This window comes from Paenibacillus xylanilyticus (assembly GCF_009664365.1).
Taxonomy (GTDB): Bacteria; Bacillota; Bacilli; order Paenibacillales; family Paenibacillaceae; genus Paenibacillus; species Paenibacillus xylanilyticus_A.
The window spans coordinates 6,289,166-6,313,432 of record NZ_CP044310.1 but is presented as its reverse complement, the minus strand read 5'-3'; the positions used below and the strand labels follow the sequence as shown (position 1 = coordinate 6,313,432).

At 49.0% G+C, this 24,267-nt stretch carries 22 protein-coding genes; 15 read left to right on the top strand and 7 right to left on the bottom strand.

The window, feature by feature from the left end:
- Positions 1-160 precede the first annotated feature (160 nt).
- Positions 161-1,621 carry a carboxylesterase/lipase family protein gene (locus F4V51_RS28145; RefSeq protein WP_153980421.1) on the top strand — a complete coding sequence of 487 codons (1,461 nt, stop codon included), beginning with the start codon at positions 161-163 and terminating at the stop codon, positions 1,619-1,621.
- 127 nt (positions 1,622-1,748) lie between these two features.
- Here F4V51_RS28145 and F4V51_RS28140 read toward each other — a convergent pair whose 3' ends face one another.
- Positions 1,749-2,915, bottom strand: a complete 1,167-nt coding sequence (locus F4V51_RS28140) for a VanZ family protein (protein ID WP_236146664.1) — start codon at positions 2,913-2,915, stop codon at positions 1,749-1,751.
- A 297-nt stretch (positions 2,916-3,212) separates the two neighbouring features.
- Here F4V51_RS28140 and F4V51_RS28135 point away from each other — a divergent pair, with 297 nt between their 5' ends.
- The 3 genes from F4V51_RS28135 (at position 3,213) to F4V51_RS28125 (ending at position 6,027) form a co-directional block, all read left to right on the top strand.
- Entirely contained in the window at positions 3,213-3,554 is a 342-nt protein-coding gene (locus tag F4V51_RS28135; RefSeq protein WP_153980420.1) for a zinc ribbon domain-containing protein YjdM, read from the top strand.
- Between the two features lie 424 nt (positions 3,555-3,978).
- Complete coding sequence (locus F4V51_RS28130; protein ID WP_153980419.1) at positions 3,979-4,791, top strand: class I SAM-dependent methyltransferase; 813 nt, start codon at positions 3,979-3,981, stop codon at positions 4,789-4,791.
- A 174-nt stretch (positions 4,792-4,965) separates the two neighbouring features.
- Positions 4,966-6,027: an LLM class flavin-dependent oxidoreductase gene (locus F4V51_RS28125; RefSeq protein ID WP_153980418.1), complete on the top strand. Its 1,062-nt coding sequence runs from the start codon at positions 4,966-4,968 to the stop codon at positions 6,025-6,027.
- 117 nt (positions 6,028-6,144) lie between these two features.
- Here the strand turns inward: F4V51_RS28125 and F4V51_RS28120 are convergent, their stop codons facing one another.
- The 3 genes from F4V51_RS28120 to F4V51_RS28110 all read right to left on the bottom strand — a co-directional run bounded on the left by F4V51_RS28120 (position 6,145) and on the right by F4V51_RS28110 (position 9,025).
- A complete protein-coding gene (locus F4V51_RS28120; protein WP_153980417.1) occupies positions 6,145-6,597 on the bottom strand; it encodes a hypothetical protein in 453 nt (150 codons plus the stop codon).
- A gap of 91 nt (positions 6,598-6,688) precedes the next feature.
- Positions 6,689-8,449 carry a cellulase family glycosylhydrolase gene (locus F4V51_RS28115; RefSeq protein WP_153980416.1) on the bottom strand — a complete coding sequence of 587 codons (1,761 nt, stop codon included), beginning with the start codon at positions 8,447-8,449 and terminating at the stop codon, positions 6,689-6,691.
- A gap of 111 nt (positions 8,450-8,560) precedes the next feature.
- Positions 8,561-9,025: a DUF4385 domain-containing protein gene (locus F4V51_RS28110; RefSeq protein WP_127537517.1), complete on the bottom strand. Its 465-nt coding sequence runs from the start codon at positions 9,023-9,025 to the stop codon at positions 8,561-8,563.
- Positions 9,026-9,186: 161 nt separating this feature from the next.
- On the opposite strand from F4V51_RS28110, the gene F4V51_RS28105 reads away from it, so the two are divergent.
- The 3 genes from F4V51_RS28105 to F4V51_RS28100 all read left to right on the top strand — a co-directional run bounded on the left by F4V51_RS28105 (position 9,187) and on the right by F4V51_RS28100 (position 11,584).
- Positions 9,187-9,654: a YfbM family protein gene (locus tag F4V51_RS28105; RefSeq protein WP_153980415.1), complete on the top strand. Its 468-nt coding sequence runs from the start codon at positions 9,187-9,189 to the stop codon at positions 9,652-9,654.
- Between the two features lie 120 nt (positions 9,655-9,774).
- Positions 9,775-9,900 (top strand): hypothetical protein, encoded by a 126-nt coding sequence (locus tag F4V51_RS29335; protein ID WP_265333663.1) that lies wholly within the window; start codon positions 9,775-9,777, stop codon positions 9,898-9,900.
- A 235-nt stretch (positions 9,901-10,135) separates the two neighbouring features.
- On the top strand, positions 10,136-11,584 hold the full coding sequence (locus F4V51_RS28100) for a copper amine oxidase N-terminal domain-containing protein (RefSeq protein WP_236146663.1): 1,449 nt from the start codon (positions 10,136-10,138) through the stop codon (positions 11,582-11,584).
- A 170-nt stretch (positions 11,585-11,754) separates the two neighbouring features.
- Here F4V51_RS28100 and F4V51_RS28095 read toward each other — a convergent pair whose 3' ends face one another.
- Genes F4V51_RS28095 through F4V51_RS28085 form a run of 3 tightly spaced genes read right to left on the bottom strand, consistent with a single transcriptional unit; the run spans position 11,755 to position 14,614 of the window.
- The gene (locus tag F4V51_RS28095) at positions 11,755-12,213 is read right to left on the bottom strand and encodes a GNAT family N-acetyltransferase (RefSeq protein WP_236146662.1); all 459 of its coding nucleotides are present in this window, start codon (positions 12,211-12,213) and stop codon (positions 11,755-11,757) included.
- A complete protein-coding gene (locus F4V51_RS28090) occupies positions 12,210-13,130 on the bottom strand; it encodes a D-alanine--D-alanine ligase (protein WP_153980414.1) in 921 nt (306 codons plus the stop codon). Before F4V51_RS28090 ends, F4V51_RS28095 begins: the two co-directional genes overlap by 4 nt.
- 32 nt (positions 13,131-13,162) lie before the next feature.
- On the bottom strand, positions 13,163-14,614 hold the full coding sequence (locus tag F4V51_RS28085) for a MocR-like pyridoxine biosynthesis transcription factor PdxR (protein WP_153980413.1): 1,452 nt from the start codon (positions 14,612-14,614) through the stop codon (positions 13,163-13,165).
- Between the two features lie 246 nt (positions 14,615-14,860).
- On the opposite strand from F4V51_RS28085, the gene F4V51_RS28080 reads away from it, so the two are divergent.
- The 8 genes from F4V51_RS28080 (at position 14,861) to dhbC (ending at position 24,263) form a co-directional block, all read left to right on the top strand.
- Positions 14,861-16,096: an MFS transporter gene (locus F4V51_RS28080; RefSeq protein ID WP_153980412.1), complete on the top strand. Its 1,236-nt coding sequence runs from the start codon at positions 14,861-14,863 to the stop codon at positions 16,094-16,096.
- A gap of 785 nt (positions 16,097-16,881) precedes the next feature.
- The gene (locus F4V51_RS28075) at positions 16,882-17,238 is read left to right on the top strand and encodes a nucleotide excision repair endonuclease (RefSeq protein WP_153980411.1); all 357 of its coding nucleotides are present in this window, start codon (positions 16,882-16,884) and stop codon (positions 17,236-17,238) included.
- A gap of 259 nt (positions 17,239-17,497) precedes the next feature.
- Complete coding sequence (locus tag F4V51_RS28070) at positions 17,498-18,247, top strand: Bax inhibitor-1/YccA family protein (protein ID WP_153980410.1); 750 nt, start codon at positions 17,498-17,500, stop codon at positions 18,245-18,247.
- Positions 18,248-18,523: 276 nt separating this feature from the next.
- The gene (locus F4V51_RS28065) at positions 18,524-19,738 is read left to right on the top strand and encodes an AraC family transcriptional regulator (protein WP_153980409.1); all 1,215 of its coding nucleotides are present in this window, start codon (positions 18,524-18,526) and stop codon (positions 19,736-19,738) included.
- A 49-nt stretch (positions 19,739-19,787) separates the two neighbouring features.
- Positions 19,788-20,840: an ABC transporter substrate-binding protein gene (locus F4V51_RS28060; protein ID WP_153980408.1), complete on the top strand. Its 1,053-nt coding sequence runs from the start codon at positions 19,788-19,790 to the stop codon at positions 20,838-20,840.
- Between the two features lie 277 nt (positions 20,841-21,117).
- A complete protein-coding gene (locus F4V51_RS28055; protein WP_153980407.1) occupies positions 21,118-21,978 on the top strand; it encodes an alpha/beta hydrolase in 861 nt (286 codons plus the stop codon).
- A gap of 141 nt (positions 21,979-22,119) precedes the next feature.
- Positions 22,120-22,905 carry a 2,3-dihydro-2,3-dihydroxybenzoate dehydrogenase gene (locus tag F4V51_RS28050; protein ID WP_153980406.1) on the top strand — a complete coding sequence of 262 codons (786 nt, stop codon included), beginning with the start codon at positions 22,120-22,122 and terminating at the stop codon, positions 22,903-22,905.
- A gap of 23 nt (positions 22,906-22,928) precedes the next feature.
- Entirely contained in the window at positions 22,929-24,263 is a 1,335-nt protein-coding gene (gene dhbC / locus F4V51_RS28045; RefSeq protein ID WP_153980405.1) for an isochorismate synthase DhbC, read from the top strand.
- The last annotated feature ends 4 nt before the right edge of the window (positions 24,264-24,267 follow it).

Here is a 24,267-nt window from a genome sequence, read left to right as displayed (position 1 = left end):
ATGGGCTGATCCTCGAAATATTTCTTCACTGTGTGCATAAAAGTTCCACGTGAAACGTCTCAACCCCGGCCTTTTTGGGTAAACTTGTAAATTGGTCTGGCGGGGCTCTATACTCAATAGTATGTATAACATTTAATAGGAGAGAGGATGTATATGCCGCATGAGAAAGCTTCAAGTTAACACACGGTACGGTACAGTTGAGGGAGAACATCTGCATGGAACGAGTGTATGGAAAGGCATCCCTTATGCCAAACCACCAGTGGGCGAATTGCGCTTTCAAGCCCCGATTCCGCCTGAATCATGGGATGGGGTCAGGGAGGCGAAGCAGTTCGGACCTGAAAATATACAGCCAAGACATCATCAAGCAGAAGGGATATTCGGAGAGTCTCCTGCTGAGTCGGAGGACAGTCTGTATCTGAACATCTGGGCACCGGAAAAAGAAAGCGAGCATCCTCTCCCGGTTATGGTATGGATTCATGGAGGTTCATTCACATCGGGTGCGGGAAGTCAGCCCTTGTATGATGGAACCCATCTGGTCGTGCGTGGCGATGTCATCGTTGTGACGATAAACTATCGTCTCGGCCCACTTGGATTCATGCATATGGCTCCACTTGGGGAAGGGTTTGCAACCAACGTGGGCCTGCTGGATCAGGTCGCTGCCCTGCAGTGGGTACAGGATAACATTGGAGCCTTTGGCGGTGATTCTGGCAATGTTACGGTATTCGGTGAATCGGCTGGCAGTATGAGTATTGCAGCATTGATGTCCATGCCGGCGGCCAAGGGCTTGTTCCACCGTGCCATTATGCAAAGCGGAGCATCGCAGTTCATGCCAGCAGAGCAGGCTGCCGAAATTAGGAACGGTGTATTGAAGGTTCTGGGTGTAACTCAGGATGATCTGCATAAGCTGAAAGATACCCCGGCGGAGCAGATCCTGGCTGCTGGCGAAACGGTCAAAAAACACAGCGGTGCTGCCATGGCTTTGTTGTTCCAGCCTGTACTGGATGGAGTGACGCTTCCGCAGTCTCCACTTGAGGCTGTACGTGCGGGAGCTGCCGAAGGCATCCCTGTATTGATTGGAACTACCCTGCATGAAGGTGCGCTGTTCATTCAGCCGCATGTCCCTTATTCGGAAGAGATCGATATGGTACAGGCCGTCGACTTCATGACGCCCGATCTGGAGAACCGGGCAGCGATTGCGGACAGTTATCCCAAAACGGCAGACGGACAGGCTCAGGTGATGACCGATCTGTTCTTCTGGCGCTCGGCACTTCAATACGCGACTGCTCAACAGAAACATGCACCTGTGTGGATGTATCGGTTTGATTGGGTCATGCCGGAGCATCCGTTGCTGAGAAAGTCGATCCACAGCATTGATATCTTCTTTGCTTTCAATACACTGCATGCGCTGAAATCCATGAACGCCGAACCGGATGCAGCAGCTGCAGAACTGGCAGGCAAGGTGCAGGATGCCTGGATATCCTTTGCCAAGAATGGTCGTCCGGAAACGGCTGGAGTGAACTGGCCTCCTTATGAGGAGAATCGTGCGACCTTGATCTTCAATCATGAAATTGAACTTGCGCATGACCCAGAGTCATCAAAGCGGGAACTGCTTGGCGTGTAAACGAGCGAATTAAAGTGTCATCATATACAGATCAAAGGCGTCTTCCGTCATGCTTGATGGAGGACGCCTTCTTTTGTGTCCATTCAATACACTGCTGCTGACCAAAGTGTCCGATGTACGGCGCAATTTATTTACGGGAAGCTCTGATATTGGATACATGATCACAATAGAATGAGCGGCTGCCTCTAGAGAAGAGTACCAGTATGACGTGAATGAAGAGTGCTCCGAACAGGAGCATATAGAGACCGATCATACCAATCGAAATCCATACTTTATAGGGTTCAAGCACCGAGTCATTATTGACAAAGGCATACTCGTTGACGAGCCGGATCATGGTAAACATGAGCCAAGGCACATAAAGCGCGAGCCAGCGTTTAAACAGCAGCGGCATGGATGGTTTCCCTGTCTGCCTGCGAACATACCGGAAGCGCATCAGTGCGGAGCCAGGTGTGTTGCCGTCCCGGACACTCGGAATAAGAAACAATACAATGAGCATCGCGATGGTTGTATTAGCTGCGCTGTTGATCACATGAGTACTGGATAGACTGAAGATCGAGAGCAGATTCGATAGAAATACCACCACCACACCGTCGATGAGGAGTGCAAGCAGCTGAGGGATCGGGAACACTTGGTTTTGCTCCACAATTTGCTCACTTTTCGCCTGAATGCTGGCACGTGACGGGAATAGGGCAAGCAGGATCGGGGCTGCGAAGAATCCAAGTACCGCTCCTGACGTATTCGACAGCAGGTCATCGACATCAAACAGTCGATAAGGGCAGTCGTAATAACCGTAGAATCCGGTGATTTGTGTAATTTCAAAAAACAAGGAAAGTCCAAATCCGCCAAGCAAGGCATATTTCCAGCAGGATCTCTTTTGGAAAAAGTACCGGATATACACGCCCAGCGGCATGAGCAGCAGAACGTTAAACACAATTTGCAGAAAGGCCCTGCCCTGAATCATCCCCATATAGGTGGACGGCTGGGACCATACAATTGGTGTTTCTTTCATAATATCTTTGACAAAAGTGAAGGGAACGAGATTGTAATATACCGTATCGGCTGCCTGCTGGGCACACGTATTGTGGGTCGATGGAAAGGGCAGGATGACGAGACAATACGCAGCGAGAATATAAAAGATGAACGAAAAACTGATGGCAAAGCGGGACCAGCTGAAAAAGCCGTCTTTGCGATAGCCATAAATAAGCCAAGGAACAAGTAAAAACATGGCGATGACCGCGAAGATAAAGAAAGCTGTTTGTACAGGGAAAACATAAGAAGACATGGACATAGACATGACAAGAAACTCCTTTTGAAAAATATATTTCATGGACGGGCTACTACCCGGAATCAAACTAGTAATTAACATGAATCTAAATTTGGATATGTCACGGGAATCTCTCCCGGATAGTTATATCGTATAGGATCCGTTTTAAAGTAAGGAGAGGTGAACCTTAAATTTCGTTTAAATTCCATTAACCGAACGCAGAAAGGGGGCTAACATGGAATTAACGTGATCAACCCGCTGGAAGGAACATGAGGAATCCCGTATACTTGCGAGAAGCCCAAAAAAGGAATGGAGAGTTTAAACGATATGTCCAATTTACCTAACTGCCCCAAATGCAATTCCGAATACACATATGAGGACGGTAATCTGCTGGTATGCCCGGAATGTGCACATGAGTGGACGTTGGAATCCGAAACCGAGCGTGCAGAAGAAACCAAAGTAGTACGTGACTCGAACGGGAATATACTGAATGATGGAGATACCGTGACAGTCATTAAGGATCTGAAGGTGAAAGGCAGCTCGCTGGTTGTTAAACAAGGAACCAAAGTAAAAAATATCCGTTTAATAGACGGTGACCATGATATCGACTGCAAAATAGATAGTTTGGGTGCGATGAAGCTGAAGTCTGAATTTGTGAAAAAGATCTAGAAGGTTACATAGTGTATTTCATGAATGAAGCATCCGAGATGAATTGACAGGAAATATATGGATGGTATATACTGTCTGAAATTTAACAGGCAAACGCAATGATCAGGAGTACTAAGGACTAGGGCTGGCTCAGAGAACTGCCGTATGGTGCAAGGCAGTCCAACCTATCCCCCAACTCGCCTGTAAGCGGCAGGATTGAGCAGCAGTCATTCAGATGGACTGAGACCAGATCCTGACGGCTAACCCCCGTCATCAGGTTCCTGAGTTTCTGTGACCCAGCAGATACAGAGAGATCTGTCATTGGCATGGTTCATGGATGAAGAAGAGTGGTACCGCGAAGGTCATACCTGTCGCCTCTTAGTTGAGGTGGCAGGTTTTTTGCATTATTTTGACCCTAAATGAAAAAAAGGCAGGTGTCGGGTGAATGACAAGAGAACGCATTATTGACTATTATTCCGGGTTTGACGAGTGGGGAAGATTGGAGCGGGAGCCGCTGGAGTTCATCATCAACATGCATTACATCAGGGCACATCTTCCTGCAGCTGGACTCGTTCTGGATAACGGCGCAGGGCCAGGGAAATACGCGATGGAGCTTGCGAGGGATGGATACCGAGTAACCTTGTCAGACTTGACACCTGCTTCCGTGGATATCGCTCGGCAGAAGGCTAAGGAGTATGATCTGACGAAGCTGTTTGAGGGATTTCACGTACTGGATGCAACCCGTCTTGAGGGGCTGGCTGACGATACATACGATGCATCGCTGATGCTGGGGCCGTTGTATCATCTCCAGACTGAACAGGAGCGGGTAAAGGCTGTAAGGGAGCTGCACCGGGTAACGAAGCAAGGCGGCATGGTGTACATCGCGATGCAGAGCCGAATGAGAATGAGCATTAACTCGCTGCAGTCTCCCCAGCACTGGAAACCGAATGATCATATGGGTGCCATTCGTGCTTTTATGGAAAAGGGGACATTCGACCATCAGGATCAGGGCCGATTCACAGGGGCGTACTATTTTAACATTCAGGATATTCAACCCTTCATGGAGCAGAACGGATTCCAAACGGTGAATCTGATTGGATCATCCAGCCTCGGGGCCATGCTCACAGCAGAACAGCAGCAGTATTGGAAAGAGCGAGGGGAGTATGAAGAGTTAATCCAATTCATGATTGAGAAGGCAGCAGATCCTACAATTCTGGGAATTTCCTCTCACCTGCTGTACATCGGGACCAAGAAATAATCATGAAAGTCACAGAAATAGAGAATAATATGTCAAAATCAGGCCCTCTGGAGAAAGAGGGCTCTTGTGTTTTTCTTCAAAATAGTTCAATATTAAGATACATAACAAAAGGTGATCTACTTACAATAGGTTAGGTGAACAACGGATCGCTTCATAAACAGGGAGGAACAGAACATGGAAATCGGAATCAGTACCTTTGTAGAGACCAATCCAGATGTGAAAACCGGAGAACTTATAAGTCACGCACAGCGTATTCGTGATGTTGTAGAAGAGATTGTCCTGGCTGACGAGGTCGGTCTGGATGTATACGGTGTAGGGGAGCATCATCGTGCTGACTATGCAGCATCATCCCCGGCAGTGATTTTGGCAGCAGCGGCTTCACAGACCAAGCGTATCCGTCTGACCAGTGCCGTAACTGTACTGTCATCGGATGATCCGGTACGGGTGTTTCAGGATTTTGCAACGCTGGATGGCATCTCGAATGGTCGTGCAGAGATTATGGCGGGCCGGGGTTCGTTTATCGAATCCTTCCCTCTATTCGGCTATGATCTGAACGACTACGACGAGTTATTCGATGAGAAACTGGATCTGCTGCTTAAGCTTCGTGATTCGGAAAAGGTAACCTGGGAAGGCAAGCATCGTCCTTCCTTCAACAACCTGGGCATCTACCCGCGTCCAGTGCAGGAGAAGCTGCCCGTATGGATCGGTAGTGGTGGTAATCAGGAATCGGTTGTCCGCGCAGGTCTGCTCGGTCTGCCGCTGGTACTCGCGATTATCGGTGGTCGTCCGGTTCAATTTGCTCCACTGGTGGAGTTGTACAAAAAAGCTGCAGCCCATGCAGGGCATGATGCTTCCAAACTGACAGTGGCATCACACTCTCACGGTTTTATCGCGGATACAATGGATGAGGCTGTTGAGAAATTCTTCCCGCCTGCTCAGGCTGTCATGAACATGCTGGGCCGTGAACGTGGCTGGGGACACTACAGCCGTGCAACGTTTGATGCTGCACGCAGCCTTGAAGGCGCATTGTACGTTGGTGACGTAGAGACGGTGGCTCAGAAGATTATTTACCTGCGCAAGGAAGTTGGCATCACTCGTTTCATGCTGCACACCCCTCTCGGCACGATGCCTCACAATGAGGTGATGAGAGCCATTGAATTGCTTGGTAAAGAGGTTGCTCCAATCGTTCGCAATGAAATTGCTCGTTGGGAAGCGGAGAATGGTGAAGCGCGTTAATTCTGCTCGTTCGTCCGATCAGAGAAAAGAGAACATCACTTATTTTAACGTAACAAAAGGAGTAGAGGCTCAGCTTACGAAGCTGGGCTTCCACTCCTTTTTTTGTTTTGGGCTGGTTTACAATTTCATGATGCCAACCAGCATGCTGGTTCCAGCTGCACCAAGGGCAATCAGCTGAATTTTCAGGCCTAATCCATCAAAGCTGAATACTTTCGGAAGCAGCCAGTATAAGCTGATCATGGTCCAGAACGTGTACAAGGCTGCTGCAGTAAGCAGCTGTCTCCCGGAGATTTCCCTGATTTCGGAACCCAGCAGGCCCGGAAAGGTTGCATCACCAATCATTTTCAGATTCCAGTAGGAGAGAAAAAAATAAACAAGCACAACGCCCATCGTCCCCACGATCATCAGCGTATCCTTACTCAGCAGTAAACGGCTAAGAGTCCGTGACCTGTTCTTCATTTCCCCGAAACCGACGAGGAAAAAGACGAAGCCTACCACCAGTCCTACACCGGCTCCTGTCGTGCACAGCGTATGTAGAACGATACCGAGGACTCCAATAATCCATACCATGTCATCACCTTCTTCACAGCCTTGCGACTTGCGAGCTTCCCGCTCACAGAATATACCATGCTGTCCATTCTACGCCTGAATGTATGGCTCATCAATGAAGTGCATTCCCTGTTATCTGGTTCCCGCTTTTGAACAGCGTATAGTGAATGACCTCACCGCTCCAGAAATGGAAGGTCAGATTAATCTGCCCATTATGCAGTTCACTGAGCCATTCCGGCTGCAGAATCAGTTGATTTGTTTCATAAGAAGGTGCAAATGTAGTCAGGAATTCTTTGTAAGAAGTCCAGTTCTGCGGAGCAGTAAACTCTCCAGAGGAATAGACGGCCTCCATGGTAGCGAGCTGATCCCCATGAAAGAGCGTTGGGATGGAGAAAGCCTCTGTACTACCGAATGCATTCTCCAGCTCGGGCTTGGCCGATACGACGAGCTTCCAAGTCCAGTCAGCGCCTTGATTGAACTTCGCCGTGAGGATGGCCTGCTTGCCGAGCTGGTCGCCCTTGCTAACCATACGGGATAATGCATCAGCTTGGATAAGCAGCGTACTCCCGCTGAATGAATAGTCTGCGTTTTGTTTCAACAGCTGCTCACCTGCATAGAGCGATACGAGTTTGGTTCCATTTAACTTGACTGTCAGCTCCGTATCCTGAATGGGGTAGCCTTGCCTCAGGTACAGTAGGTCACGATCTCCAACAGCAGAACGGCCTGTCCAGCCTGCCTGAATCATCTGGAACAGAGCCGGATCGGACCAGACATACGTCTCCCGGTTTAGATGCTGGCCATTGTCCCACCATATGGACGCTATCTTTTTGTCCTTCAGCTCATGCCCGATGAATTCGAAATATTTTAGCTTCTCGCCCTGTTCAATAACATCCGTATGTTTATCGAATCCCAGAAGTCCATACTCGCCAAGAATGACAGGAATTCCATGCGTGACCAGCGTCCTGTATATGTTGTTAAACGTGCTGGCCGCATCATTCTTGGTATCGGTATCAAACGTGGTGTGTCCAGCGATATTAACGCTAAATGGCCAGTATCCATAGTAATGCACGGTGGCAATCAGGTTCTTGTCCTTCAATTCAGTGATGGTATGCCTCAAACTGTTCAGCCTTGCCTGTGTAGGTGAACCCTCAAGTGCAGGCAGCAGAAGTGCACGCTCTTCGTTATTGCCGCCTGTGCTGCGAATCAGCTTCACAAACGTCGTGTTTAATTCATGCAAAAGAGCAAGCTGCCTTGGCTCATCGATATTGCTTCCTGCTCCCATATCACCCGCCTGAATGATTCCTCGATTGAAGCGCGGCTCATTCACACTTTCGAACATCAGCCGCAGCGGAGCATCCTTGAATTGATTCGCAATTTGGGTCCACACTGCTGTGTAACGAGCGAGTACCTGATCATGATCGGTTTCCAGCTGACTGATCCAGAGATAGGAATCATGATGGAGATCCAACACGACGTACAGATTGGCATCCAGTGCCCATCCAATCACTTCCTGGACCCGTGCCATGTAAGCAGGATCTATCCGGTAATCCGGTGCGGCACCAATATGCTGGTCCCAAGTAACGGGGATTCGTATGCTTTTGAATCCTTGAGCGGCAATGTTTCCGATTAATTCCGGACTAACGCGTGGATTGCCCCAGTAGGTTTCATCCGGACCTACCGTATCCAATGAGTTGCCGAGGTTCCATCCGGGCTGCATCTGATCCACAATCGTTTGCAGTGGGCCAAAAGCGGTCGTTTCGTGCTGCCTGGCAAGCTCCGATTGGGCTGCAGACGCAGGTAATGGCAGCAGGATGAAAAGACACATGGCGATGCATATCAGTGATACGGAGATAGGGCGACTAGGTAATTTCATGAAGGCTCCTTTAGCTTAAGTGATCTCATTATGTTTTCGTCCTGTAGATCGACGTAATGCATTATATCAAAAGGAGTATCGGGATGAGCCATGTATTTTTTACCCAAATGCCTATTCGTTCTCCGATTCGTACTTTTCCCGGTGCTGCTTCTTCATTTCAATATAATCCGGGTCAGTCTTGGCAATCTCCCACTGCGCCTTGAAGATAGCTGCGGCTTCCGCTTTCACTTTGTCATTCTGATAGGGAAGGATCGAACCGTCCTCTTTTGAATATTTGCGTCCACCTTTATGGTTCGTATAACGCCGGGCCCGTGTATATCCCATCTGCAGAAACTTGCGCGCCATATCCATGCCAACGAAATCATCCTTTTTCTTATATTCCAAAAACAGCTCGTAGATCTTCTCCGATGATTCGGTCGCGATCTCGGGTGTCTTAAAACGCCAATAGGGCAGAATCTCGCTCTTGTAGGGTTCCACCATCAGCACGCCCTGCTCTCCCCGTCCGACGGTATATAGTTCGGGATGTTTGCGCAAATCGAGCTCTTCGTAATTCAGAGTGTAATCGAATTTTTTCATCAGTGTGGTCCCTCCTTGAGATAACATGTATGGTATAGTCGTGCTTGAGCATGGAATTTTTGTAATCGTAATATGACTCCTACCTCTTTTTACCCCGATTCTTTTGGAACATACACGGTTAATGGGGGACAGAGAAGTAAAACCATAGGAGGGATCATGATATGGGAATGTCCGGAAGATATCTTGTGGTGACCGACGAGTTGATTGAATCGATCAAGTCAGGCGAGATCAGTGTGCATGATTGTTCCGTCGATCTGGATATTGATAAAACGTGGCAGATGCTTCAGTTCACCTTAACCGGTAACCTGGCGGAAGGAGAGCCGCCTCTCGGATATGTGGTGCCGATGTCAGGGGAACAATATTTGGGGAATTATTCGGACATGGATCTGTTTTTGCTCTCGAACGAACAGGTGCTGGAAGCCTATATGGCTCTGGAGCAGCTGGACCCCGATGAACTGAAGGCACGTTTTGACCTGGACCAAATGATTACGGAAGGCGTCTATCCGGTCATGGAAGGCTGGGATGCAGATGAGACGTTCACAGAGATCGTTCAAACAATGAACGACGTTCAGGCTCTATATCAGGCAACAGCCGCCGCCGGCAATGGAATTGTCTTTTATATTTTCTGAAACGGTTCCTAACGGTGACGCCCTTCATGTTTAAGCTGCTTCGGTTCGGGTTATTGATAAAAATAAGGCGATTGCCTTGATGATTATCACGAAAATCCGGTAGAAGAGAGGGATTGCGGTATGACACAGGACCAGAATGAGGAGAACAAAGCCATTCAAGACGACGAGCCGGATCAATTTGAAACCCCTGTAACGACAGAGGACAATGAACCGACTGAAGAGGTTGACGAGGAAACCAAAGAGTAATGTACGAGGTCGTCTAAAATAAATACTTATCCAAAGGTCGGACACATTTCCGGCCTTTTTTGGCGTTTTTACGTTCCACCGGTTTACAACATTTACCTGATGGCCTCATAATAGGAATGAACCACATTTTTCCTAAGGAGGAGATCGTATCAAGAATCGAAGGTTAGCCAAGTGGATCGCCGTACCACTCGTTTTGATGATGGTGGCGCTTACGGGATGTCAGGCTGTTGGTGGGGTGGATATTAGTAAAGCCATGGTCAACAGTACAAACGTAAAATCCGGTGAATCGAGACAATCCATGCACATTAACATAGAGCCGGCCAAAGAATTCGCTACCGAGAAAGACAACGAAATGATTGAACTTATTAATTCCGTATCGCTGGACATCGAAAATGCCAAAGTGAAGGATGCCCAAACGGCATCGATCCAAGGCGCTGTAAGTTTCCAAGGAACCAAACTGCCTTTCCGCCTTTCCATGGACGAAACCCAAATGGTAATCGACCTGGACGGGGCGCAGAAGCCGCTGTACATATCACTTGAGGCTCTGGAAGGCGCGCAAGCACTTCCGATGATGGACACCAAGGCTCTGGAAAAGCAGATTGAGGAGCTCTCTCCCAAGTTGCTTTCCTTTGTTTTAAAGCATCTGTCCAATCCGAAAAATATCTCTGTTACGCCTGTACAGGAATCGGTTAACGGTGAGTCCCTCAGCCTCTCCAAGCTCCATATGGAGATCACTGGAGAAGAGATTCTTGCCATGGTTAAACCGTTTCTGACAAGTGTTGCCCAGGATGAGCAAGGACTCAAGGATCTGATTGGCGATCTATATGAGGTGTTCTATCCTATGCTGACAGCAATTAATCAGGTAGAGGAAGTGGACACAGGAGCCATAACCTCCTTAATGCCAGAATCGAAAGAGGCAGCTGTTGCCACCATGTACCCGATGATCAAGGCAGGACTCGACGAGCTTCTGGTTAACTATGATCAAGGGTTGAACGAATTGTTGAATGAAATGCCCGAGCTGAAGACGGTATTTGGCACAGATACAACATTTAAGCTCGATTTCTATCTCGACAGTGCGCTGAACATCCGCAAGCAAAATGCTGAGTTGAAAGTGGCACTGCCTGCCTCCGAGGATCTGCCTTTGCAATCTGTGACTTTATACGCAGACAGCGAGCAGTGGAATATTGGTGGGGCGGTAACCGTGGATGCGGTTGATACAACGGGTGGCGTAATCGATCTGATGAAGGAAGATATCACTCCTGGACAGATGCTGCGCAACTTTGACTCCAATTCTGTTGTGTATCAGCTGCTGAAAGACGAAGCCGGCATCACTCGGAAGAGCATTATGCTGTATCCGGAAGATGAGACCTACGGTGCCATTACGGTAAAAAATACAACATTCGTTCCTCTGCGTTACCTGTCCGAGGAATTGGATGCCGAGGTGAAATGGACCAAGGGATCGGATACCATCGTTGTTATTGACGACATCACAGGCAATGAGATTGTCCTGACTGTTGGTTCCAAGAACGCAACGGTTGCGGGTAAGGAAGTAACCATGGTTGAATCCGCCTATGTGGGCAAAAACGGTAAGACTTACGTTCCACTGCGCTTCATGGCAGAGTCTCTTGGAGCAACCGTGGATAAGGAAAAAGAAACAGGCTGGATCTTTATCGATCGGCCGTAAGTTAAAACATTTGTACGACATTTCCGGGTGAAGCGCCGATTATCAATGGTGCCGTTATCCCGATTAATGGTGTACAGTCAGCCAAATATTGAGTGTTATCTCCGTCATCAGAAAGCGCCTGTTCCCAGCAAGTTGTTGGGTACAGGCGCTTTTATGAGTATGATCGAATATTAGGCAGGCTGAAGAGCCTGCGGCTTTTTGCTGAATCCAGTACTCCCGGCGGTAAAGCCCATCTGCCGATAAAACTCATGAGCTGCTTCACGGTCGGGACGGTTACCGCTGTTTAAGGAGAGCGAGTCTATGCCTTGATTGGCGGCCCATTGCTCTGCTGCCAGAATCAGCTGACGGCCTATCCCGGTGCCTCTGAACTGGTCATGCACGATGAGTGCCAGGATGCGGCAGTGCTGGCCGTTTTTCTCATACAGGTAAGAGGTCTGCATGCCAATCAATCCGATCACACGTCCACGGACCTCGGCGACGAGCGTATTAAAGTTTGCATCAGCCGCAATGTGGGCATAACGCTCCTGCATTTCAGCATACGTCGTGGGATAGCCGAGTTGGTCCATGAGAATGACCATATCCTGCAGATCTTCCGTTGAACTGCTGCGTATTGTTACATCCTGGCTCATGATAGCTTTGCCTCCTTATTTCGTTCCTTCAGTGAGAGTTCAATGATGGTATCCAGCAGCTCCGAAAAGGAAATGCCTGCAGCGGCTGCACTTTTGGGCAGCAGACTGTTACGGGTAAGACCTGGAAGCGTGTTGACTTCAAGTACATAAGGCATGCCCTCACGGATGATCATATCCACGCGGGCATAGACGCTGCATTTCAGCACACGATAACAGGCCAGTGCGGCATCTTCCACGCGCTGGTGAATGTCTGCAGGTAGCTGAATCACCTGTTCTTCGGCACCGCCGTCATTATATTTGGAGCTATAGTCGAAGAACTCGGCACTTGAACGAATGGAGATGATCGGGAGCATCCTGCCATCTACAATGGCACAGGTAATTTCATCCCCTGCGATATATTGTTCAATCATGACCGTGTCATCCCATACAAGTGCGGCTTCAACCGCAGCTTGAAGAGACGAAGGCTCTTGAACAACCTGGGTGCCAATGCTGGAGCCGCCAGAGTTCGGCTTCACAACGACCGGATACGTCAACTGCTGAACCGCTGTAGATGACAGTTCTTCCAGATGGTTCACCTGCACCCATGCTCCGGTAGGTATGCCCGCATGGTGCATGAGCTGTTTGGACATATCCTTATCCATACATACGCTGCTGGACAAGACGCCGCAACCGGTGTATGGAATGCCCAGCGACTCCAGGGTACCTTGAACTGTACCGTCTTCGCCGTATTTGCCATGCAGTGCGAGTAAGGCTACATCAATACCCGCCGACTTGTCGATCAGATCCCGTTTGCTGCTTAGCTCAATGGGAATGACCTCATATTTATCCCTAGCTAGATGGGCAATCATCTCCTGTCCGGTGAGCAGGGAAATATCCCGCTCGGAAGATGTACCGCCCATAATCACGCCAACCTTCATGTGTAATCCTCCCATGTTGTTATTCAGCCGCTTCAGCTCATCTGAGCCGCGGTCTCACCAATGATACGGATACCTTTGCGAATATTGTCATCGCTCACCCTCGAGAAGCCTAGGCGCATCGTATTTAACCCCTGACCTGGTTCCAGATAAAAGGTATCGCCGGGCGTGAAGGTCACACCCTTCACCTTGCAGGCAGCCAGCAATTCCCGGGTCCGGTATCCCGGGGGGAATTGTACAAATAAATGCAAACCGCCCTCGCCGGAGATCTGGCACATGGGCAGATGCTTGCGTAAGCAGCGCACGACCAGTTCGTATTTCCGCTTATATTCAGTGCGGGCCCGCTTCAGATACTTCTCAAAATTTCCGTTGCTCAAGTATTGGTAGAGCAGGGATTGGTCCAGTGTTGAGGTGTGAATGCTGCGGGCCCGTTTCATGCTTTCCAAATAATCAATCAGCGCTGCATCTGCAATGACCCAGCCTACTCGCAGTCCGGGAAAGAGTACCTTGGAGAAGCTGCCCAGATAGACGAGTCCATTACCCTTGCCCGCACTAGCGATGAGAGGAGAGACGTGGGAACCGGAATAACGCAGTTCCTCATTGAACCCATCCTCGATAATCGGCACTTCGTATTGATTCATTAACCGGATAATCTCTGCCCGTTTGGCTGGAGAAGTCACCGTTCCGGTTGGATTGTGATATGAAGGTACCAAATAGGCCAGATCATACGAACTTGTGACGAGTTCATGTTCCAACTGCTGCAGATTGAGTCCGTCCGGCTCCATGTCCACGCCTGTGAGGTTGAACTCATGAAGCTTCAGATTTTTGATGGCTGTATGATGGGTAGGGTTCTCACATAGAGCTCTGCCGCTTTGTCTGCGCAAGGCACCAAGCACCAGATCGAAGCCTTCCGTGAATCCGTTGGTGATTAGAATATCCTTACCGCTCAGGTCAACACCCTTGTTCTCCATGTAACGGAGCAGATAGTTCATCAAAGGACGGTAGCCTTGTGCATATCCGTAGTTCAGCAGCACTTCGCCTTCGAGAGACATGCGATCAAGGAAGGCCCTTTTCACATTATGCAGATCGAACAGCTTTTCATCCGGGGCAATACTGGTAAACGAGATCTCGCCACGTTCTGCACCGGAACCATGTTTCATCAGATCATATTGTTCCGCCTGGATCGCATAGTCGCTCACGCGGCTCTTCCAATCCAGCTGCCAGCCGGTGGTTGGCTCAGGCGCTTCAATCATGGGGCTGACGTAGTTCCCTTTGCCTTTCACCGCATAGATCAGACCTTCTTCTTCAAGCTCGGCATAAGCGAGCAGGACCGTGCTGCGACTAACTTTCATCAGTGTACTGAGTTCACGGGTGGAAGGCAGCTTTTGCTTCGCTTGCAATCCGCCTTTGAGCATCAATCGCTTCATATAATCTTTGACTTGTATATATACAGGGCGGTCCTCCGTCAGTTGCAGATCGGAATACATCCCATCACTCCCTCTGTTTGCTATCTTGCCATATTATAAACCCCACCGAAAGAACCACGATACCACTGTTTCCATTACAAGGTGGTTGGACCCGGAGCCGATAGCTGTCGATCCGTCCAGTCGCCTTTAGTCACGGTAATTTATTTCCAATGCCTCTATTTTTCATGGTTTTTCTATAGTAACCTATATTTTAGCATGACCAAAAATGCTTTATTTCCAATATGACGACACCGGAGGAAATCCCGCATGGCAAGAACGCTTTTCCCGAGACTTCGCGGCAACAGCCGGGGCTGTCTCGCTTTCGAACCGTTTTTCCTGATTCCGTACAGCATGATGGCGACTTACGCTACGCTGTACATGTATGAGCTGGGCGTTACCGAGACCAATATTGGCTGGATTACGACGCTCGGGCTGATCGTGCAGGTGCTATCATCATTCATGAGCGGGTATTTGACCGACCGAATGGGACGCAAACGCGCCATCCTCACCTTCGACGTGCTTAGTTGGAGCGTGGCGATGCTCATCTTTGCCTTTTCCCAAAATGTCTGGTTTTTCGTTATCGCGACATTCATCAACGGGCTTCAGCGAGTTCCACATATCGCCTTTTACTGTCTGATCGTCGAGGATACGCCCAAAAAGGACCGGACTTACGTTTTCACGCTGCTTCAGATCATCGGCGTCGTCGGTGGTTTGTTTGCTCCGCTTGGCGGTCTGTTGGTAGATCATTACGGGCTGGTGGACGGCACTCGGATCATGTATGTGCTGTGTTCGCTGCTCATGACCTTCCAATTCATCGGGCGGCATCTGACCACGAAGGAAACAGAAATGGGCTATCGGAAAATGAAAGAGACGAAGGAACTCGGTCTCAAGAAGAGTTTGATCGACTACAGTGGCGCGATCCGAGATCTGTTTGCCAGCCGCAGTCTGATGCTGATCTTCATCGTTTATATCCTGTTCAACTTTCAAATGACGCTAAAAACGACCTATCTATCGCTGTATCTGGCCGACTATCTGAAAGTGGACAGCGGACTAATCTCGCTCGTTCCTGCCGTTTCCTCTATTATTATGCTGCTCGCGCTGTGGTTCATCATGCCGAAGATTCCAGCTGAAGGAGAGACGCGCTCGATGATGGCTGGTTTTGTGCTATCGTTGCTTTCGAACGTGATGCTGGTGCTGTGGCCGACGTCGAATCTGGTCTGGATAGGTTTGAGTACCGTGCTTGCCGCTGTCGGATTGATGATCAGTTCGCCGTACCTCGAAGCGGCCGTCCAGAACGCGATCGACGACGAAAAAAGAGCGAAGGTATTCTCGATGCTTTCCGTCGTGATCCTGCTGCTTACTTCCCCGGCCGGTATCGTGGGAGGCTGGGCGTACACGCTCGATCCACGGATTCCGATCTGGATCATTACGGCTTCTTTTGCTGCTGCGTTTGTGTTTTTAATGATTTATTTGAGTCGGGGGAGGGAGAAAGCCCATTTGTAAGGGAATCTGGGGCTCTCCGCTATCGTCTCGTATATATGGATCTTTCTGGGATAGTTTAAGAGGTGCCGCTTGGTCGGCGTCTCTTTTTTTCTTTTAAATATACTGCGAACTCAAGAAGCTATGAGGTTTGGCTTGAGTATACGGAGGTTGTTATAAATGGTTTAAGGAGGACAACGTAAAAAGGCCCTGGCTTCGTGCCGGGCTGTGGGTGTAGCTTGATCCAATTCTATATAGATCTGCTGTTATGAAGTTATGACTTACTAAGATTGCATGGCATGACCATTCTTCTCTTTGCTAGGATCGATAGCTATCGGTTCTTCTGCGTGGATCTAGTTGGTCGTTGCTGACTGGAATTGCAGGCTTTCTAATTCAAATCCACTTAGTACTTCTACTTCTTTTTCTACGTTGCAATCTACAATGAATCTCTTTCTACATTTGCTTGCTGCAAGGGTCGTATTGATGATGAATCCTAAAAGCTACAGACTTGCAATACGTGCTAACTGTCCTCTTGTTGTGGTGCGCACATTACAGAATTCAGTATGAAAAAGATCATGATTCATAGGGTACAATAGACGGAAGTAGATATAAAGACATATGTCTTAGTGCCCAATTTCTTCCTCATACCCCTATAGTACCACTTTGAATCAGGGAAGTTAACCTTTTTTTTGAAATTATTGTCGTAATAGTTGAAAATAGCGTGAATTGTGCATCTTATAGGATGAAATGGTTTCCTATAATAATGTATGATAGGATGTAAGCCTATAGATAATGAGGAAGTGAGCCCAATGATTCAGATTACCGTACCAACGCCGGATGTAAACATCACGAAGCAGGAAGACCCGCAGCTTAGCCACATCTATGGTTTCACCGATTTTCACCTGATCACACGTGAAAAGGGTGGAATCTTCATGTTTTACAATGCCGATGGAGAGCTGTTATTTGTCGGGAAAGCAAGAAAATTGAGACCGCGGATCAAGAAGCATTTTGAGGATACCGTTTCTCCAATGAAGAACCACCGGGAAGAAGTGGCGACCATTGAAGTTTGTCTGGTAGAAGATGCCGTAGACCGTGAAATTTATGAGACCTATATCATTAATACGATGCGTGCGAAATACAATGTAGACAAAGTGTTCTACAACTAAGTCTTCTACCTAGTAACTATAGCAACAACTAGCATTTAATTATCTGTATCAAGTTAAAAAAAGGTTTTACAGCCTGGGACATATGTCCTACAGGGTTGTAACGATGGATAAGGATGTGATCGACCGATTGCATCCAAGTCTGTGCTTGAACATCAAAACATATGAATAGCAGATCATTGGAAATGTAGAACATGAAGAACACGAAGAACATAAAGATTGGTTTCAAAGATTGACCCAATACATAAAAGAGGTGATTGTTTTGATCGGACGCAGTGGTAACCCCACACTCAAGGACAGTACATTTGAAAATGCCGGTGGATATGGAGATGACCGGTACCAGCGTTACATGACGATTAACGGCACAGTGAACAAAGCATTCATTACGCTGGTCATCCTGCTCGGCAGTGCATTTGCGACATGGATGATGTTCTTTAACGGTCAGGAAGTACTTCCTCTCGCCATCGGAGGTGCCATCGTCGGATTTATTCTGGCATTGATTATCTCGTTCAAACCTGTGGCAGCACCCTATCTGGTTCCCATCTATGCCATCGCGGAAGGTATGTTCCTTGGCGCACTCTCCGCAACCTACGAGTCATTGTACAATGGAATCACTTTGCAGGCTGCTTTGCTGACGATGGCCGTGTTCATCGCCCTGCTGGTCGCTTACAAATCGAGACTGATCAAAGCTACGGAGAACTTCAAACTGGGAGTGGTAGCAGCAACCGGCGGCATTATGATCATGTATCTGCTCAGTTTCGTGCTGGGATTGTTCGGTATTACCGTTCCCTATCTACATGACAACAGTCTGATCGGAATTGGGATTTCAGTCGTAATCGTGATCGTGGCGGCACTGAATCTGGTGCTTGATTTTGACTTTATTGAGAACGGTGCTGAACAAGGTGCTCCCAAATATATGGAGTGGTACGGTGCATTTGGCCTTATGGTTACCCTGGTGTGGCTGTATATCGAGATTTTACGTCTGCTCAGCAAGCTGCGGAGCCGGGACTAGGAACGAATAATTACAATGGAGATAACGGATTAAATCAAGAGCTAACGCGTGCATCGTCACGTCGTTGGCTTTTTTTATGCATGTGGATGACGATGATCATTCGCACTAAAACGGGTGCACATATTTCCATATATGGATTGACTGAGAGGAAAAGATTGTGATACTCTAATTGATAATGATTATCATTGTCGATAAATAGTGAATCAGTCAACTGACCTCAACGTACGTTGTACGCTTCATATTAAGATGATCAAACAGATCGAGAGGAGTGGCCTCATGTTACTGGAGAATGAATTGCACCGTGCTGTGCTAGCCCCCGTTATGAGTCGCAGCCCCAAGACGGACCTTGCTGAAGTAAAAGCCTATATGGACGAGCATTACAATGAAGCATTGTCTATTGCCGATCTTGCTCAGAGAGCAAATATCAGTCCGAAGTATTTTGTTGATCTATTCAAAAAAACCTACGGTCTCAGCGCGATGGAGTATCTGACAGATCTCCGCATTAACCGGGCCAAGCGTTATCTGAAGGAATCCGGATATAAACTGCGTGATATTGCGCTCAGAGTCGGATACAGCGATGAATATTATTTCAGCCGCAAATTCAAAAAGGAAGTCGGCGTTTCTCCTTCCGATTATGCCAAGAACGCCAGAAAACGCATTGCCACCTGCTCCTCCAGCGTCATCGGACAGCTGCTGGCCCTCAATGTCATGCCCATTGCTGCGCCCATCGATCCGAAATGGACAGCGTATTATTATAACGCGCACCGCACGGAAATCCAGTCCCATCTTCAACTAACCGATCCTTATACCAGCTGGAGATTTGAAGCGAACGTGGAGCGGCTTGTGCACATACGGCCGGACGCTATCATTGGTACCGATCAACTCAGTGAAGAGGACCAAGCTGGACTTGCCGAGATTGCGCCTTGCTGTTTTGTACCCAAGCAACAGACGGATTGGCGTGCACAGCTGCGTATGATTGCTGCGTTCCTGGAACGGGAGGAACAGGCAGAACAGTGGATTGGACTGTATAACAAGCGGGTAGAGAAAGCGCGGGAATCGATGCAGAAGGAAGTGGGATGCGAGAAGGTGGCTGTGATCCGGGTATATGGACAGCGCCTCTATCTCTATAGTAATCCGGGGATTGAGGAGGTGCTCTATGGCGCATTGCAGCTGGAGACCTTTCCCGATGCCAGTACCAATACACCGCTGACGTTGGAACAACTAAATGTAATGAATCCGGACCGGATTCTGATCATGGTATGCCCGGAGGCCGTATCGCGGGCTTACTGGCTTAGTCTGCAGCACTCGCCAGTATGGAGACAGCTGAACGCTGTGCGTCAGTATCAGACGCACCTGATCACTGGCGATCCCTGGTTCGATTACTCCGCAGTAGGCGTTATGCGTATGCTGGATGAGGCACTGCTCATTTTCACGGGATATTGTCCAAATATATATCTGGATAACGTCCATGGTGATTCACGAGCGACATGACATATAATCCATCTATCTAAATGAGAATGTTTATCAAGGGGGATATATCATGCATCAGCAGGAAAAAAAGAACGGACAGCGTTTCGCTCCAAGTAGGTGGAATAATCATCGGTTGTCAGCCTTGATTGTGCTCGTATTACTGGTGGGCTTACTGGCGGCCTGTGGCTCCACATCAGAACATGAAGGAGCAGCACAGCAGGAGCAGAAGACAGCCGAGGCCTCCACAACAGCCTCATCAGAAACGGCGGTACAGGAAGAGGAGACTGCAGAAACCGCAGCTGGCGAACGAACTGTAAAAGACGAAATGGGACATGATGTAGTGGTTCCTGCCAAAGTGGAGCGTGTATTTGCACCTTATCTGGAGGATTCCCTGCTTACACTCGGCGTCAAGCCCGTTGCTCAATGGGCCAGCGGCACCCAAGGGCATGTTTACTTACAGGATCAGCTAAGTGACGTACCTACACTCGATTTCTCAAGTGGGCTGCCTTCGCCTGAAGCGTTGATGGCTTACAACCCTGATTTTATTATCCTGCACACCGCGAATTATGCCGAGAACGGTGTCTATGAGAGTTACTCGAAGATTGCACCAACCTATGTATTTAACAATGCATCCGGCGATGTGGAGAAGTCACTGGAGATCATTGGCGATCTGCTTGGCAAAACAGCTGAGGCTGAACAGGCTATCGAGACATATCACGCCAAGGTAGACGCGGCGAAGGCAGAGATCGCCAAGGTAGCGGAAGGCAAGAAAGCGGCCATTATCCGCTTTGCTCCCCGCGGAATCAGCATGATGGGCGGAAACTACTTCAGCGGCTATGTCGTATATGAACAGTTGGGACTCGGCAAGCCTGCGCTCGTCGAGACGGAGAACAGTGCTATTGTCTCCACCGAAGTGCTGCCCGAGATTGACGCAGATTATATTTTCACCGTGGAACAGGGACCAGGAAGCATGAAAGAAATGACGGATACCAAAGTATGGCAGAGTATGCCTGCCGTTAAAGCGGGAAATGTATATGCAGTTGAGCCAGCACCATGGCTGGGCGGCGGTTTGATTGCCTATGGTCAAGTCATTGACGATACACTGAAGGCATTGACCCAATAATAGCGATGAATAAGCTCCTCCTCGGAGTGACCCGAACCGGATTTTATTTCGGTGTTCAAAGGTGTCACGGGGAGGAGCTGTTGTTTTTTGCCAAGGCATAAATCAATCAAGAAAAATATGTAAATATGGAGATAATCAAAATGAATTCTGGATATCGTCCATGGGACAGCCGAAATCACTCTTTTATAATTGGTAATGAGAATCAATCTCATATAAAACGATATGATCTACCTACACATAGCAATGTAAGTTGAACAACGAGGAGGATCCATCCGTAATGACGTTTCAGCCCAATCAATCAGCCTCAGGTACCCTTGAGCAGATGGCACGAAGTACTGTTCCCATTCCACATTCGGAACAGTGGACTATGAAATCACGAGCGGGGAATCATGCCTATCAGATCATGGTATATCAACCCGCAGAGGCCGCCCCGCCGTCTGGATATCCTGTGATTTACCTGCTCGACGCTAACTCTGTTTTTGGCACGATGGTGGAAGCGGCCCGCATACAAGGACGCAGACCAGAGAAGACCGGGGCACTCCCGGCCATCATCGTTGGAATCGGGTACCCGACTGCTGCAGCGTTCTCGCCTCATCGGTATTACGATTTTACTCCGCAGGCCACGACGGAATATACCCACAAGTCGGATGGGACAATTCTGCCTGAGCAGGGGGGAGCGGATGCTTTTCTGCAATTCATTGAAGAGGAACTGAAGCCGGGCATGGAGCAGCAGTTCAACATAGATCGGAACAGACAGGCCATTTTTGGCCATTCACTTGGCGGGCTGTTCGTTCTGCACACCCTTTTTACCAAGCCGGACGCTTTCCGTTACTACATTGCTGGAAGCCCTTCGCTTCATTGGAACCAGAAGGTGATGCTGGCCGAGGAACAGGCGTTCATCGCAGGTCTGGAGCAGCATCCGGTCAACGTTAAGGTCTGGATTGGCATGGGCGAACAGGAGAAGAACCATCCTGCCCGCAACAATGACAAGGCATCGGCTTTAACGGAACGTCTAACTGCGCTGAAACAGCCAGGGCTCGATATCCAATATACCGAGTTCGAGGAAGAGAATCATGTCTCGGTGCTGCCGTTTCTGATCAGTCGCACGATACGTTTGGCCTGCAGTCCTGAAGCCTAGGGGCGGAGGAATAGATATTTGTTTGATTAAGGTGTGGAATAGGCCGCTTTTTTTGGATTGGCTGAGATGACATGGATGATCCAATCGAGTTCAACAATCAATCAACGTTCAACAGGCAGTGAGTCAGGGGAGGTACACAGCGTGAGCTATACAGGAATTCATGGAAAAGTAGCTCTGGTCACCGGTGCAGCACAGGGAATCGGCGAAGCGGTTGCCAGAGCTCTGGCTGAACAGGGTGCAGTTGTAGCGGCAGTAGATATTCGGGAAGAGCAGCTTGAACAGCTGGCTGTGGATCTTAATCATCAAGGCCATCAGGCGGCTGCTTATTCTGCTGACATTGCGAATCGCCAATCGGTGGACGATACCGTACAGCGAATCGAGGAAACACTTGGACCGATTGGCATTTTGATCAATGCAGCTGGTGTGCTGCATACAGGTACAGTGGCATCCCTGAGTGACGAGGAATGGACAAGAACGTTCGATGTTAATACCCACGGTGTATTTTATATGTCACGTGCGGTTGTACGAAATATGGCGAAGCGCCAATCGGGAACGGTGGTTACTGTCGGTTCGAACGCTTCGGGCGTACCCCGAATGCACATGTCGGCTTATGCAGCCTCCAAGGCAGCGTCCACCATGTTTACCAAATGTCTTGCGCTTGAATATGCGGAGCAGCATATCCGCTGCAATATTGTATCTCCAGGGTCGACGGACACCCCCATGCAGCGGGCATTATGGCAGGATGATCATGGCGGGCAGGCCGTCATTGCAGGATCACAGCAGGCGTACCGTCTCGGCATTCCTCTGAACAGGCTGGCTTTGCCTTCCGATATCGCGGATGCCGTACTCTTTTTGGCGTCAGACCAGGCGAGACATATTACCATGCATGATTTGTGTGTGGATGGAGGCGCCACACTCGGCGTCTGAATCAAGATAAGGAGATGATGAATATGTCAAAAGCGGGTGCAATCGCAGCCACCTCCGCCTTACACCTTCTTGAACAATATCGAGAGGGGACATCCTTTTTCTGGTCTTCACCGCAGCATACCATGCTCGCTCAGGGCGAACGATCGAGGTTTCCTGTCGCCGCTGTTAAGCAGCAGGTGGTATCTGATTCAACAGAAAACATGGGTCATGCCCATGATAACCACGTGGAAGGAGTACATTTTGTTATCGAACAGGTTCGCAAAATGATTCAGGAAGCGCAGCAAACGGGCCTACGGAAACCAATTGTGGTGGGAGCGATACCTTTTGATCCGAGTCAGTCCTCTGCCGAGCTGTTCATCCCGGAAACGGTGCAATGGGCAGAACCTCCAAGCCATGCTGCAAACGGATCATACGAGAGGCGCCCGGCGGCGGCTGGCTGTGAGATTGAGGAAGTGCCTGGGGCCGAGATGTATCAACGAAGTGTCGATCATGTGCTGAAGCAGATGGAGCAGGGAGAACTCGACAAAGTGGTGTTATCCCGTACACTGCGTGTGGTCTCAGATGATCTTGTGGATACACATCAGCTTTTGCGTAATTTGTTCAGGGATAATGCACACGGGTATACGTTTGCGGTTCCCATGAGGAAAGTTTCTGAAACAAAAAGTACGATAACAACGAATTGTCACGATGATAATGAAGTGAATTACCAAGAAACACGTACGTTTATTGGCGCAAGTCCGGAGTTGTTGGTGACTCGAAAAGGCACCATTATACGGGCGAATCCGCTGGCTGGCTCCGCACCCCGTAGTGATGACCCTGCTGAGGATCGCCGCCGCGCAGATGCGCTGCTCACTTCAGCCAAAGATCGGCATGAGCATGCTGTGGTCATTGATGCTGTTGCTGCTGCACTCCGACCTCTTTGCAAACAACTGATCGTTCCGGCTGAGCCCTCCTTGATCCAGACAAGCACGATGTGGCATCTGTCTACCGAGATTCATGGAGAATTGCTGGATAGAGATATTTCATCACTGGAGGTGGCCTTTGCCCTCCATCCGACCCCGGCTATCTGTGGAACTCCTGTATTAACGGCCAGAGAGGTCATTGGGTCACAGGAACCGTTTGATCGCGGACTATTCACCGGCATGGTTGGCTGGTGCGACAGTGAGGGCGACGGGGAATGGGCTGTGACCATCCGCTGTGCGGAAGTGGAGGGCAATGAACTTCGATTATTCGCAGGGGCAGGCATCGTAGCGGGCTCCACACCGGAAGCGGAACTGGCAGAGACCTCTGCCAAATTCAGAACGATGCTGCTTGCCATGGGTCTGGATTCGACCGTACCCCATTTGAAGGAGGAATAAAAAA